Origin of the sequence: Anaerovorax odorimutans (assembly GCF_024459955.1) — a bacterium.
Taxonomy (GTDB): Bacteria; Bacillota; Clostridia; order Peptostreptococcales; family Anaerovoracaceae; genus Hominibacterium; species Hominibacterium odorimutans_A.
In genome coordinates this window covers 13400-28214 of record NZ_JANFXK010000013.1, presented here as the reverse complement: position 1 = coordinate 28214, position 14815 = coordinate 13400, and the positions used below count along the sequence as shown (strand labels likewise).

Genomic DNA, 14815 nt, shown 5'->3' with positions numbered 1-14815 from the left:
GTGTGAATGTATAAAAAAGTCCTCCTTGGTGAAGAATGAAACTACAAGGAGGATATTTTTATGAAAAACACGGATTTAAAAGAAAAATGTATTCTTAGTCTGATTTTGGTCATAGTAATGGGTTTTATCCTTTTTTATACATACGAGGATGAACCGGCCAATCAATATAGCGGCATTATCCGGCTGCACGTCATTGCCAACAGCGACAGCGCGGAAGATCAGAACCTGAAATTAAAAGTAAGGGATCAGATTATTAAGGAAGTGGGAAGCCTGGAAAAGAGTCAGAATATCGACGAGTCCCGCAGCTATTTGGAGGAGCATCTGGGGGATATGGAAAAGGTCGCTGCAAAGGTTATTGAGGAAAATGGAAAAGAATACGGAGCCCAGGCGGACCTGGGAGTAAGATGGATTCCGGCCAAGACCTACGGAGATATGTACTTTCCCGCAGGAAATTATGAGGCTCTGAACCTTACCCTGGGAGACGGAAAAGGGCAAAACTGGTGGTGCGTTCTCTTTCCGCCGCTGTGCCTCATCGAAGAAGACGAAGACGCCATGGACGATCTGGGGTACAGCAAAGATCAGCAGATACAAATAAAATCCAAGCTGATGGAAATCTTAAATAATAAAGAAAACGAAAAGACCGATATCATTTAGAATATCGGTCTTTTCGCATATCTTATTATTACTTATTAAGAGGAAGTTTTCTCTTCTAAGGTAAGTTTTATTTCTTTTGATTGGCCGTCTCGGAGAACAATGTAGGTTACCTTATCTCCAACCTTGTGGGATGTGATGATCGACGAAAGTGTATCAATGTTGTCGATTTCTTTACCGTCTACCGAGTAAACCAGATCTCCGGACTTAAATCCCGCTTTCTTAGCATTGCTGCCGGTTACTTCCTGTATATAGACGCCTCCCACCGATTGCTGCTGTCCGCCTCCGAAGAAGCTGTTGCCGCCTTGCTGCTGCCCGGACATATCAACATAAGACATCCCGGTTGAAGGTTTTCCTTTTACATATCCGCCTTTCATCAACTGGTCGGCAACCTCCGCGACCCGATTAACCGGAATGGCAAACCCCAGTCCCTCCACATCGGAGCCGGAGGATTTAGCTACCACTACGCCGATCAGCTGTCCGTATTGATTGAACAGGCCGCCGCCTGAATTTCCGGGGTTAATCGACGAATCTGTCTGTAAGAGTGTCATGGTCTTTCCATCAATGCTGATGGAGCGGTCCAATGCGCTGATGATGCCGGCGGTTACCGTTCCTCCCAGCTCACCGAGAGGATTACCGATGGCAACAGCCAGGTCTCCGACATTCAACTGTTCGCTGTTTCCCATAGTAACAGCAGTCAGATTTTTTGCATTGATTTTCAGGACCGCTACATCTGTATCTGCATCAGTACCTACCAGCTTTGCTTCATATTCTTTCTTGTCACTGGTAGTTACTGTTATTTTACCGGCACCTTCAATTACATGATTATTGGTCACAATATAGCCGTTGCTCTTAATGATGACACCGCTTCCCGCACCTTCTATTACGGCCTGCTGCATCCAGGCATCCGCCTGAACGGACTCTGTCTTGATCTCCACCACGGAATCCTGCGCTTTAGCCGTAATTTCCTGAACAGTCATGGAGCTGCCGGTGGCATCCTCCAGATTAAAGCCGGTGGTTTTGGCATTGGTGGTATTGTCCTTGCCGGCCGAATACGGTGAAGAGACGCCCGTGCCGCCTGCCAGCATCGCTCCCCCAAAACCAAAGGCGCTGGAGAGCAGAACGCATACCATGATGATCGCCGCCAAACTGGTCCTGGTCAGCTGAACCGGTTTGCTTTTTTTCTTCTTTTTCGCTTTTCTTTGGCCCCTTCCCGGCTGACCCGGATCAGGAATCGGCTCTGTCGGAATCATCTGTCCGGGGTTCGGCCCGCTGGTGTATCTATATTCATTGTTGTCAAAGTTATCCATAGATCTTTCCTCCCTTTATTCGTTTTGTCCTTTTGTTGAGATTAATATACACGGCATTTATGATTTTTTTGTGTCGAAACCGTGTAAATCTAAAATAAAGTTATTAATAATTTCTTACAACTATGTTAGAATTGAAAGGAAAAGATAAAAAAAGAGGTATAAGGAATATGAGCAAAGCAATTATAGCAATTGATAAAAGCGGATCTTACCGGGTATATCTGACGATCACTACGGATATGGTCGAGGAGGCGCGCAATATACACATGACCACGCCGCTGGCGACAGCCGGCCTGGGAAGAGTTCTCACAGCCGCGGGTCTTATGGGCATCATGCTGAAAAATCCGCAGGACAAGCTTACGGTCCAGTTCAAAGGAGAGGGGCCGGCAAAGCAGATTCTGGCAACGGCCGACGGATGCGGCAACGTAAAGGGGTATATCGCCAATCCGGACGTAGACCTGCCCCTGACAAAGGAAGGCAAGCTGGATGTCGGCGGTTCCTTAGGTCTGGGCGATCTGACCGTAATCAAGGATCTGGGGCTGAAAGAGCCATATATGGGAACCATTGCGCTGGTGAGCGGAGAAATCGCTGAAGATCTGACAGCTTACTTTTTTATTTCCGAGCAGCAGAATACTTCCGTTGCCCTGGGCGTAAAAATAGAGAGAGACTATCATGTGGGAGCTGCCGGAGGCATGATTATACAGATGCTCCCACAGGCAGAGGAAGGCGCAGTGGAGGCTTTGGAAGCCATGATCGGCAGTCTGCCTCCCCTGACAACGATGATCGATGAAGTCAGGGAAAGCTCCGCGGGAAAAAGCGAGGGCGGAATGGTGCAGGCCCTTCTGGAGAGGGTATTCAAAGATATGCCGCCGGAATATCAGGTACAGAGGCTGGACGATAGAGAAGTGAACTGGTCCTGTGACTGCAGCCATCAGCGTTTGGAAAGAGCGCTTATGTCCATTGGAAAAAAAGACCTGAAAGAGATCATAGAAGAAGACGGTCAGGCAGAGCTGCAGTGCCAGTTTTGCCTGAAGAAATATCATTTTAACAAGAAAGAACTGGAAGCAATATTGGAGGGAATTTCATAATGAAAAATATTATGATGAAAATCATCGGCACACAGGTAACGGCCGACCTGGAAGAAGATCAGCTGGAATTCATAACAGAAGGAAAGCTGTACCAGAGAGGGGACGCCCTTTATCTGATCTACGATGAAAGCGAGATATCCGGCATGCCCGGATGCAGAACCCGTTTGAAATTAAAAAACGGTACTATAAAGATGAAGCGGGTAGGGGAAAACGTTGGTTTGGATACGGAGATCGAATTCGAAAAAGGAAAACGCTACACTGGCTATTACGATACGCCTTTCGGCGCCATTGAGATGGAAGTCCTCACAAACCATGTGGAAAACAGCGTGACCGCAGAAGGAAAGGGAAGCCTTGACATTGATTACCATATCAGCTTGAAAGGGCTGGTAGAAGGCAGAAATAAATTGAACATAGAGCTTATGTAAAATAAGAGGAGGGTTTTGGAGTTATGATGAAACAAAAGACGATTCGTATAATAGCCATTGCCATTATAGCAGCAATGGTAGTGACCAGCGTAGTCAGCGCGGTTATTTTTCTGTAAAGGAGAGGAACTTGATGACAAAGATAGGATTTGACGCAGAAAAGTATATTGAAGAACAATCCAAGTATATTCTGAAACGTATTAATGAAGGCGACAGTGAAAGGCTTTATCTGGAATTCGGCGGAAAACTGGTGCATGATAAACACGCCATGCGGGTGCTCCCCGGATTTGACGAAAATGCCAAAATAAAATTATTGCAGAAGATGAAGGATCAGGCAGAAATCATTATCTGTATCTACTCAGGAGATATTACCACCAGCAAGACGAGGGCTGATTTTGGAATCACCTACGACCTGGAAGTTCTCAGATTGATCGATATGTTTCGGAAATACGATCTTGCCATCAACAGTGTAGTTGTTACCCGCTATGAAGACGATGCCCCCGCAGTCGATATGTTTCTCAACAAATTAGACCGTCGGGGCATTAAAACGTACAAACACAGATTCACCAAAGGGTATCCGACGGATGTGGAGACCATTGTAAGCGATGAAGGATACGGTGCGAACCCTTACATAGAAGTAAGCAAGCCTCTGGTAGTTGTCACAGGGCCGGGCGGCGGCAGCGGAAAGCTGGCCACTTGCCTGTCCCAGCTTTACCATGATTATAAGAGAGGAACAAAAGTCCGTTATGCGAAATTCGAGACTTTCCCCATTTGGAGCATCCCTCTCAAGCACCCGGTAAATATCGCCTACGAAGCGGCAACGGCGGACCTGAAGGATGTCAACATGATCGACTCCTTCCACCTGGAAGCTTACGGAGAAATGGCGGTAAACTATAATCGGGATCTGGAAGTTTTTCCGGTTGTAAAGAGGATCATCGAGAAGATAACCGGGGAAGAATCCGAATACAAGAGCCCCACCGACATGGGCGTCAACCGGGCCGGCTTCAGCATCATTGACGATGAAGCCGTCAAGGAGGCCGCTTGTCAGGAAATTATAAGAAGATATCTGACGGCTCTGTGTGATTATAAAAAAGGAAAGATCGATGACGGAGCATTGGAAAGATCCAAGCTCCTGATGGACGAGCTGGATCTGAAAGTGGAGGACAGAAAGGTTGTCAAGCCGGCCAGGGAGTACGCAGAGTACAAGCGTAACTGCAACGCGCGTTACGAGAACGTCGTTGTCATGTCCCTGGAACTTCCGGACGGTACGATTGTCACAGGGCGAAGCTCCCGCAGAATGGTAGCCGCCGCCGCCGCGGTTCTCAATGCCATTAAGCTTTTATGCGGCATGGCAGATGAGATTCACCTCATTTCTCCCAATGTGCTGAAAGGGATTCAGGATATGAAGACCGATATTCTTCTTCATGAAAAAACAAGTCTCCACTGCGAAGAGATATTGAGCGCCCTGACTATTTCCGCGGCCACCAACCCGTCGGCGGAAGTAGCCCTCAGCAAACTGCCTTCTCTGCGCGGCTGCCAGGCCCACTGTACGGCCATTCTCAGTGAGCGGGACGAGCAGACGGTTAAAGCGCTGGGAATTGACGTAACCTGTGATCCGGAGTATATTACTAATAACTTGTATTTTAGTTAGAGAACGTGTTAAATCGAGAAAGGCGGTGAATTCGTGGTCATCTTCAACGAAGAATATGAAAAAAAGCTGATTGAGGCTTTTCAGCATTTTGTTCGCAATGAACCATACGATTATTCGTTTATCCGCCCTGAAATCTACGATTCATGGGTGAGATCAAGGAAGTTCAATATTGAGTACAACTCACCTGTGAAAGTAAAAAAACTGGATGAGAAAGAGAGAAAAAAGCTTGTTCAGGAAAACGCAGTATTGATCGAGACCGCGAGAAAACATCTGAACAAGATTTATGATGTCATAAAACCCACCGGCTATTATATTTTTATCAGTGATAGCCGCGGCTATCTGCTGGACATCATCAGCGATAAAGATCTGCTGAGCCAGTATGAATACGATCCTTCCCTGGTGGTGGGAGCCAGCCGAAATGAAAGGTACGTAGGAACCAATGCCATCGGGACCTGCCTGCAGGAGAAAAAGCCGATGGTTTTTTGGGGTGAAGAGCATTACAATCTGGTTCATAAAAAATACACCTGTTCAGGAGCACCCATCCACGGCGCCAACGGAGAGATCATAGGGGCCATTTCCCTGACCGGAAGAAAAGAAGACTACCAGGAGCACACCCTGGGTATCGTTATTTCCATAGTCGATGCCATAGAGGCTGAGCTAAGGAGCCGGAATACAAAGAAAGGGCCGTCCGCCACAGAATATACCTTTGATAACCTGATCGGCGAATGCAAGGAAATGAAGGAGATGACGGAAATCGCCAAGCAGGTGGCGAAAATCGACGCGCCGATTCTTCTTTGGGGTGAGAGCGGAACCGGTAAGGAAGTTCTGGCCCAGTCCATCCATAATGAAAGTCTGCGAAAAAGCGGGCCTTTTATCGGGATTAACTGCGGAGCCATTCCCAGAGAACTGATTGAAAGCGAGCTTTTCGGATATGAAGAAGGCTCTTTTACCGGCGCCAGCCGGGGAGGGCGTCCGGGCAAGCTGGAGGCGGCTTCCGGAGGCACGCTCTTTTTAGACGAAGTGGAGAGTATGCCTCTCGATGTTCAGATAAAATTGCTGCGGGTCCTTTCCACCTTCAAAGTGACAAGGGTGGGTTCCAACAAAGAGATTCCCATCGACATTCGCATCATTTCCGCCAGCAAAAGCGATCTTTACCTGGAAGCAGAGCAGGGAAGATTCCGTGAAGACCTTTATTACCGCATTAATACCATTACCCTGAAAATCCCCCCGCTTAGAAAGCGAAACGGAGACATTCGTCTGCTGGCTGACTACTATATTGAGCAGCTGAAGAAAAACATGGGCCTCAGCAAACTGATTGTTCCCAAAAGTTTTTACGACATGCTGGAAAACTACGATTGGAAAGGCAATGTAAGAGAACTTAAAAACATACTGGAAGGCGTCATTGCCATGTCAAAGGAAGGGGAAGAAATCAACACCTCTATGCTTCCCGACCGTATGGTGAATAAAACCAGAAACACTCGCCTGAAAAATACCCGCCTGAAAGAAGCCGAAATAGAGATCATTAAAAACGAAATTGAAAAGGCCGGCGGAAATCTCAGCGCTGCGGCAAAAGCCTTAGGCATTGCCAGGAGTACGCTGTATCAGAAATTGAAAAACAACACGGAGCTATCCGAGTATTTGAAGAAGTGATCGAATTTCGACAAAATGTTCGATTTTCGTACAGTCTTGTTTTTCAGAAGGTGGCTGCAAACACAATTCGCTGCCAGTAAATAAAATAATAACTGCTAAGAAAGCTTGTAACTGCAAGCTTTCTTTTTATTACCCGAAATTATTCAGAATATTTTGGCATATATTTTGCGGTCTTATACGATACAAACTGACAGTAAGGGGAAGCGGGAATCAACAGACGATGAAAGGAGAAATAAAAATGGTAAAGAAAAACAAAAAAATCCTGGCAATTCTAATGGCGATAGGAATGGTTATCACATGCCTTGCCGGATGCGGAGGGAGCAAAGACGGCAGCTCCGAAAAAGATCTCAGCGCGGAAGAAGCGAAGACGGAGTTATATTCCATGCTTCCTGACACCTGTCTTTCCGGTTTTCTAGATCCGACATCCCTGGAAGACAGAACAGATATTGATAAAGCTCTACCCTTCAAACCGAAAGATCCCAACCATGTGGTGATTGGATGGACGGAACAGACACAGGGAGACCCATGGTTTGTTTCTGTAAAAGATTCCGCTGAGAAATGGGCAAAGAAATACGGATACACCCTCTATTTCGATGTGGCGGACTTTGAGCTTTCCAAACAAAGCGCGCATATCGACTCCTACATTTCACGCGGTGTTGACGTTATCGTAATCGATCCGGTTGACGTAACCGGCATTGCCGCCGATATTGAGCGTGCCGTGAAAGCAGGGATTCCTTGTATCGGTTTTGGATCTGAAATCTTTGGAGCTCCTGTAGTTACAACGATCAACGCCAACATCTTTTCCGTAGGTTATTCCGCGGGCAAGTACACGGCAAGTCAGTTTAAAGAGGATGAACCGATCAATATGGGAATTGTTCTGGGCGTTATGGGCAACTCCACTGCGGAAACACGTGTCAACGGTATGCTGAGCGGTATGATCTATGAACGCGCGCAGCAGAGGGGCGTCGATTACACCATGGAACAGGCGACTCTGGATGCCACCAATCTGTTCAATGACCTGAGAAAGAAAGGTACCTTTGACTCAGAAAAATGGAATATGACTTGTCTGGGCTCCGGTGAAGGAAACTGGACCTTTGAAGGAGGCATCGACGTGGCCGAACCGATCATTGCCGCCAATCAGGATAAACTCAACCTCTTTATAGGAGAAAATGACTTCCAGGGGCTCGGTGCCGCACAGGCGCTTAAAAATTACGGGCTGACGGATAAAGTCCTCGTAGCCTGCCCGGGTAATGGAATGAAAACTGAATTGGAAAAGGTTAAGGATGGAACGCTCCTGTGTGACGGTCCCCATAACGGGCAGGCCTTCGCAATGGAAACCATCAACTTTATAAAAGCGCTGGCTGACGGAAGTAATAAGTGGGACGCCAACAACCTGCCGATGCTGACCGCTTTCAAAGCCTTCAACATTAACAGGGATACAATGGATACCTATTGGGATGATGACAAAGAAAACCTGTACCATAAAACAGCACCGCTGGAAGTTCTCACCGTTCCTGAGGTCATCAAGGCGATTGAAGACGGGTCCTATTATGAAGACTGGGTTCCTTCAAAGTAACCGCTCTATGGACCTTTGCAAAAGAAATATAGCTGTCCACAGGCCCGGGAGGGTTTCTGCTCCCGGGCCTGTATGTCGAACTTTGCTATAGGAAAGAGGAGAGCAGAATGAGCAACCAAAGAGAAATGATAAGAATGGATGGAATCAGCAAAGCCTTCGGCGGTGTAGCCGCACTGGATAATGTAAGCTTTCAGGCTCTTGCAGGTGAAATTCACGCACTCATAGGTGAGAACGGGGCGGGGAAATCCACCCTGATGAAATGTCTGGCCGGAGCATATGAGAAAGATACGGGAAAGATATACATAGACGGACAGGAAGCGGAAATAACCAATCCCAGGCAGGGACAAGACCAGGGAATCTCCGTAATCTATCAGGAATTTGCATTGGCAAAAGACCTGACCGTAGCGGAAAATATTTTTATCGACAGTCTGGGCGACGGCAAAGGACTCGTTAACAGAAAACGATTAAAGCAAAGGGCAAAGGAAGTCCTTGAAAAGATGGGATTCGGTGACATCGACGTCAATAAAAGAGTTGCCGACCTGACCGTAGCCTATCAGCAGATCGTTGAAATATGCAAGGCGATATCGAGAAACGCCAAGGTAATGGTTTTCGATGAGCCGACGGCTGTACTGACCAACCGGGAAGTGGAAAAATTATTCGATGTTATTTATAAGCTTCGGGATTCCGGGGTCTGCGTTATCTATATTTCCCACAGATTGGAGGAAATCTTTCGTATATGCAGCCGCATTACCGTCCTGAAGGACGGAAAAAACGTGGATACGGTTAATGTAAAGGATATTACGGAAAAGCAGCTGGTAACGATGATGATCGGCAGAGATCTTTCGGAGCTGTTCCCTGAACGCCACGCAGAGATCAAAAATACTTTACTGGAAGTGAGCGGACTCAAAAGCGGAAAGATGGTAAAGGACGTATCCTTTCATGTAAAAGCCGGCGAGGTCGTCGGATTCGCCGGCTTGGTGGGTGCCGGACGCACGGAAACCATGCGCGTTATATTTGGCGCTGACAAACCGGAAGGCGGAGAAATTCGCCTGGAAGGAAAGTCCGTAAAAATCAATACGCCGAAAAAGGCAATCAAGAATGGAATTGGAATGGTACCGGAAGACAGAAAACAGCAGGGCCTGCTCCTGGATATGCCCATTAAAATAAACGGAACCATGAGTTCCCTTCAGGATTTTTCTTCTGCCATAGGCATACTCAACCACCCGAAGGAAAATCGAAAGGTGGAAGAGATGATCGGCGTACTGAACATAAAGGCGAGATCCTACAAAAGCAAAGCATCTTCACTTTCCGGCGGCAACCAGCAAAAGGTGGCGCTGATGAAATGGATGATCTCCGATTCAAAAGTAATCATCTTTGACGAACCGACCAGAGGCGTTGATGTAGGCGCGAAAGTGGAAATTTACAGAGTAATGAATGAGCTGGCCGAGCGAGGGGCCGCGGTTATTATGATATCCTCCGAAATGCCTGAGATCATCGGAATGAGTGATCGGGTCTATGTAATGAGGAACGGGACGATAGCCGGAGAGGTTGAAAAGCAGCAGTTGACAGAGCAAGCTCTGATTAATTTATCAATGGGGGTGTCTTAAAAATGGAAGAAAGATTAAACAACAGACAGCTTAATATAAAAAATATGTTACTCAAGTATAACGCGGTTTTGATACTGATCGCACTGATTATCGCTTCTACGATTCTTTCCGATGCGTTTTTTACAGTGACAAATATTTTTAATTTACTGAGACAGCTGGTGCCGATGACACTGGCCACGCTGGGTATGCTGCTCGTGGTACTGACCGGGGGAATTGACCTTTCAGTCGGTTCGGTCATCGCTATGGGAGGCATGATAACGGCCATCATGATAGAAAACGCGGGGATGGTATCCGGCGCATCCATGATCGTCATCCTTCTTGTCGTACTGGGAATCGGATTTCTCATCGGCTGTATGTCGGGAGCCTTCGTCGTGGTATTGAAAATGGCGCCTTTTGTGGCAACACTGGCTACCATGACAATTATCAGGGGCGCGGCCTACATGACCTCAAATGGACAGCCGATTCGTCTCTCCACTGAATATGAGACATCCAAGATGATGGTTAAATTCGGCAGCCAGGGAATACCGGGGATCGGCCTTCCGTGGCCGGTGGTCCTGATTATTCTCGTCATCGTTCTCATGTGGTTCGTAATGCGCAATACTGTTTTCGGCCGGCTGGTCATTGCTTCCGGCAGCAATGAGACTGCGGTCAGACTGGCAGGCATCAATGTAAACAAGTATAAGTTCCTTGCCTATGCGATCTGTGGGATGCTCTGCTCCCTGGGCGGCTTCATCCTGACCTCCCGCGTGGCAGTGGCTTCTCCGGCGGTTTCCACAGGAATGGAACTGGACGCGATCGCGGCCTGCGTAATCGGAGGCGCGAGTCTGATGGGAGGAAAGGGCACTGTCGGTAACACAATTATCGGCGTTCTGGTCCTGGGGCTCATCACAAACGTAATGACCCTTTTGAGTATTGCAGCCTATCCGCAGCAGATCATCAAAGGCCTGATTATTGTTCTGGCCGTATTTTTACAGTACATAACCAATAAAGAGGGTGCGTACTAAAGACAGAAAAAGAGGTGAATATAAAAAATGAATGTAAATATCTTAGGCTCTCCTTCCAAATACATACAGGGGAGGGACGTTCTTGAGCGGGCCGGAACCTATCTTGCGCCTTATGGAGAACGAATCCTGCTGCTGGCGGACCGGGATGTCCTTCCGCTGGTAAAGGATAAGCTTCAGAAAGGCACAGTCGATACAGGAACAGAGCTTTGCTTCGCAATTTTTTCCGGAGAGAGCACGGAAGAGGAAGTAGAGCGCGTCATTAAACTTGCCGAGGAAAAAAACTGCGGGGCCATAGCGGGCTGCGGCGGCGGAAAAACCATTGATGCCGCCAAAGCAGCGGGGTGCAAAGGAAATTTTAAAACGATTGTAATTCCGACTGCGGCCTCTACGGACGCGCCCTGCAGCTCTCTGGCCGTTATGTATTCCGGTGAGGGCGAATGGCTCTACGATTTTTTCCTTAAACAAAATCCCGATCTGGTATTGGCAGATACACAGATTATTGCCAGCGCACCTGTGAGGCTGCTGGTTTCGGGCATCGGAGATGCCTTTGCCACATTCTATGAAGCGCGCGCGTGCCGAAATGCGTATGCCGATAATATGTTCCAGGGAAAGGGCACCAATGCATCCTTTGCACTGGCAGCCCTCTGCCGGGATATTCTGCTGGAAGACGGATATCGTGCAAAGCAGGCGGCAGAAAACAACTGCGTCACCAAAGCGCTGGAAAATGTCATTGAAGCCAACATTTATTTAAGCGGCGTGGGTTTTGAAAGCAACGGCTGCGCCATTGCCCACGGAATATACAATGGGTTTACCCGGCTGAAAAAGGGCAGCTATCTACATGGAGAATGCGTTGCCTTCGGAACGTTAGTGCAGCTGATTGCGGAAAATGTTCCGGCCGCGGAACTGGAACAGGTATATACGTTCTTTGAAAGAGTCGGACTGCCGACGAGCCTCGCGGAACTGGGACTTTCCCTGACGGAAGAAGAGCTTGCAGCCGCAGCACAGGCCAGCAGCGACATAGGCATTTCCCACAATATGCCCTTTGATGTTGACCAGGATATCCTGAGGGACGCCATCCTCGCAGCGGATTTTATTGGCCGCAGCCGAAAAGAGGAAGAAAAATCATGAAAGCCTTGATACTGAAAGACTATATGCAGTTTGAATACATTGATATAGAAAAACCGGTACCAGGTCCAAAAGAGGTTTTGATTCAGATAAAAGCAGCAGCTGTCTGCGGAAGTGATATCGCAGGAGCCGGTGGAACCACAGGAAGAAGAGTTCCCCCTATTATAATGGGACACGAAGCCAGTGGTATTATAGAGCGGACAGGAAGCAAAGTAACGCGATTTACCAAAGGGGATCGCGTTACTTTCGATTCTACGATCTACTGCGGAGAATGTGAATTCTGCCAGAACGGAAAAGTAAATTTGTGTAATCATCGCAGGGTCCTGGGCGTTTCCTGCAGCGAATACCGCCAACATGGAGCCTTCTGCCAATATATCGTTTTACCGGAGCATATTGTCTATAAAATTCCAGCCAGTATTACCTTTGACCAGGCGTCGCTGGCAGAACCCATATCTGTAGCGCTTCATGCAATAAAACAGATGAAGATCGACAGAAAGGATACGGTTGCCGTACTGGGAACGGGAAGCATTGCCCTGTTCAGCGTTCAATTGCTGAAGCTGCTTCACCCAGTTCAAATCATCGTAATAGGAAGAAACGAAAAGAAAATGGAGATTGCCAAAGAGCTGGGAGCCGATCGGGTAATAAACTCAAACAAACAGGTCGTAGTATCTGCCATTCGGAAGATTACTTCAGGCCGGGGAGTCAATAAAGTGCTGGATGCCGCAGGGGCGCAATCGACCTTTTCCCAGGCAATCGAAATCCTGCGAAAGGGAGGCGTTTTTGTAACTCTGGCCAATCTGAAGCCTTCTTTTTCTCTCAATGCGGCAAAACTTATAACCAGAGAACTTACCATAAAGGGATCCTGTGCTTTCAGCGGAGAACTTGCGGAGGCCATAGAGCTTCTCGCCAATGATCGGATCCGTGTCGATTATGCCATAAGCAGGATGCTACCCCTTTCGGAGGGAGGCGAATTTATAGAGCGCGTTCGCAGAGAAAAACCAGAGGGTTTTTTTAAATGTATTCTGCACCCGGATGAAACGGGCACCCTCTGAAAACCCATAAAAAATGACCGGATTTCGACAGACTTGTTCGGATTACGGACACACTTTACATTAAAAGGCAAAAACGCATCAAACTTAAAAAAGACGAAAAAGAAAAAATTATTGTTTTGGAGCTTGAATTTTCAAGCTCCTTTTTTGTTGCGCAAATGGTTTCAGAATATTTTGGCACAGAGCTTGCGATTATATATAAGCACAAAATAACGATAAGGAGGAATTGATTTATGCAAATGATTATCGGAGGAAACTATGTAGATGCTTCTGACAAGGCTGTCAAAGATGTGCTGGACCCGGGAACGATGGAAGTCATCGAGACCATTCCAATGGCTACGGAGGAGGATGTAAAAATGGCGGTAGCCGCCGCGAAAGAGGGACAGAAGGTATGGGAGAAAATCCCCTTGCATACGCGCATCGACATTCTGAGGAAGTTTCACGACCTATTCATTGGCGAAAAGGATGCCTTTGTGGAATTGGCCGCGAAGGAGATGGGTAAGACAGTGGGCCATGCGGAAGCGGAGGTGCTCAATGCGGCCAGTCTGATCGAACACTTCTGTGATGCCGCCAGAACCTTAAAGGGTGAGTCCTATCCGGCAGGAGATCATTATTCCAATGAAGCGGATATGATGATTACCGTAAGGGAGCCTCACGGCGTAGTGGCGTGCATTCTGCCGTTCAACTTCCCGTTTGAGCTGTTCTGCCACAAAGTCGTTCCGGCGCTGCTGATGGGAAACGCAGTCGTAATTAAACCGGCGACAGAAACACCACTGTGCAATCTGAAGATGGCTGGGCTGCTGCTGGAGGCGGGCGTCGAGCCAAAGGCTGTTAATTTTATTACCGGAAGCGGCGGAAAAGTAGGCTCCTGGATTACCGCAAACAAGGATGTGGATGCCGTTACCTTTACCGGCAGCACGGCCGTAGGGACGGAAATCGCGAAGAAGTGCGCGGAAAACCTGACGAGGGTATCCCTGGAGCTGGGAGGAAACGACGCGCTGATTGTTTTGGAAGATGCGGACATGGACTACGCGGTGGCGGAAGTAATTGGCGGAAGGGCCTACTGCTCCGGTCAGGTATGCTGCGCAAATAAGCGGATTCTGGTACAGAACTCCATCAAAGGGGAATTTACGGAAAAACTGATCGAAGCGCTGAAAAAAGAAAAACCGGGCAACCAGTTTGACCCCGAAAGCACGTATGGCCCACAGGTCAGTGAAAAAGCGGCCATCGAAGTAGAAGGATATATAGAGGAGACAATTAAGCAGGGCGGTAAGCTGCTGCTGGGAGGCAAGCGCTTTGACAGAACCTTTATTGAACCGACTGTGATTGAAGTGACGAAAGATATGGATGTGGCGCTTGACATGGAAATATTTGGTCCTGTGTGGCCAATTATAGGCTTTGATACAATAGAAGAGGCATGTGAGATTTCCAACGCTTCTATGTATGGCTTGTCAGGAGGGGTTATTACAAACGATATCAACAAGGGCATGCACATAGCAAAAACCATGGAAGCCGGCTGCTGTGTGGTAAACGGCGGAGGCTGCTATCGTGCTCCCGGACAGCCGTTCGGCGGATACAAGATGAGCGGTATCGGTGCGGAAGGCGGGACCTATACGCTGGAAGAAATGAGTCAGGTGAAATCAATCGTACTCAGAAACGCTTACAAATAAAGGCGTTTTAAAAAT

At 47.8% G+C, this 14815-nt stretch carries 12 protein-coding genes; 11 read left to right on the top strand and 1 reads right to left on the bottom strand.

Going from position 1 to position 14815, the window contains the following annotated elements; translation table 11 throughout:
* Positions 1-60: 60 nt before the first annotated feature.
* On the top strand, positions 61-654 hold the full coding sequence (spoIIR, locus tag NE619_RS11850) for a stage II sporulation protein R (RefSeq protein WP_256132636.1): 594 nt from the start codon (positions 61-63) through the stop codon (positions 652-654).
* 35 nt (positions 655-689) lie between these two features.
* Here the strand turns inward: spoIIR and NE619_RS11845 are convergent, their stop codons facing one another.
* A complete protein-coding gene (locus NE619_RS11845; protein WP_256132635.1) occupies positions 690-1961 on the bottom strand; it encodes a S1C family serine protease in 1272 nt (423 codons plus the stop codon).
* A 167-nt stretch (positions 1962-2128) separates the two neighbouring features.
* Between NE619_RS11845 and hslO the strand changes: the two genes are divergently transcribed.
* From hslO to NE619_RS11795, 10 genes are all read left to right on the top strand, one after another.
* Positions 2129-3046 carry an Hsp33 family molecular chaperone HslO gene (gene hslO, locus NE619_RS11840; RefSeq protein WP_256132634.1) on the top strand — a complete coding sequence of 306 codons (918 nt, stop codon included), beginning with the start codon at positions 2129-2131 and terminating at the stop codon, positions 3044-3046.
* Complete coding sequence (locus tag NE619_RS11835) at positions 3046-3471, top strand: DUF1934 domain-containing protein (protein WP_256132633.1); 426 nt, start codon at positions 3046-3048, stop codon at positions 3469-3471. The genes hslO and NE619_RS11835 overlap by 1 nt, the downstream gene beginning before the upstream one ends.
* Before the next feature lie 130 nt (positions 3472-3601).
* Positions 3602-5119 (top strand): DUF1846 domain-containing protein, encoded by a 1518-nt coding sequence (locus tag NE619_RS11830; protein ID WP_256132632.1) that lies wholly within the window; start codon positions 3602-3604, stop codon positions 5117-5119.
* 33 nt (positions 5120-5152) lie between these two features.
* On the top strand, positions 5153-6769 hold the full coding sequence (locus NE619_RS11825) for a sigma-54-dependent Fis family transcriptional regulator (RefSeq protein ID WP_256132631.1): 1617 nt from the start codon (positions 5153-5155) through the stop codon (positions 6767-6769).
* Between the two features lie 238 nt (positions 6770-7007).
* Positions 7008-8345 (top strand): sugar ABC transporter substrate-binding protein, encoded by a 1338-nt coding sequence (locus tag NE619_RS11820; RefSeq protein ID WP_256132630.1) that lies wholly within the window; start codon positions 7008-7010, stop codon positions 8343-8345.
* 107 nt (positions 8346-8452) lie between these two features.
* Complete coding sequence (locus NE619_RS11815) at positions 8453-9952, top strand: sugar ABC transporter ATP-binding protein (protein WP_256132629.1); 1500 nt, start codon at positions 8453-8455, stop codon at positions 9950-9952.
* 2 nt (positions 9953-9954) lie between these two features.
* Positions 9955-10956 carry an ABC transporter permease gene (locus NE619_RS11810; RefSeq protein ID WP_256132628.1) on the top strand — a complete coding sequence of 334 codons (1002 nt, stop codon included), beginning with the start codon at positions 9955-9957 and terminating at the stop codon, positions 10954-10956.
* Positions 10957-10983: 27 nt separating this feature from the next.
* A complete protein-coding gene (locus tag NE619_RS11805; RefSeq protein WP_256132627.1) occupies positions 10984-12084 on the top strand; it encodes a glycerol dehydrogenase in 1101 nt (366 codons plus the stop codon).
* Complete coding sequence (locus NE619_RS11800) at positions 12081-13133, top strand: zinc-dependent alcohol dehydrogenase (protein ID WP_256132626.1); 1053 nt, start codon at positions 12081-12083, stop codon at positions 13131-13133. The genes NE619_RS11805 and NE619_RS11800 overlap by 4 nt, the downstream gene beginning before the upstream one ends.
* Before the next feature lie 230 nt (positions 13134-13363).
* Positions 13364-14800, top strand: coding sequence for an aldehyde dehydrogenase family protein (locus NE619_RS11795; protein ID WP_256132625.1), 1437 nt, complete (start codon positions 13364-13366; stop codon positions 14798-14800).
* The last annotated feature ends 15 nt before the right edge of the window (positions 14801-14815 follow it).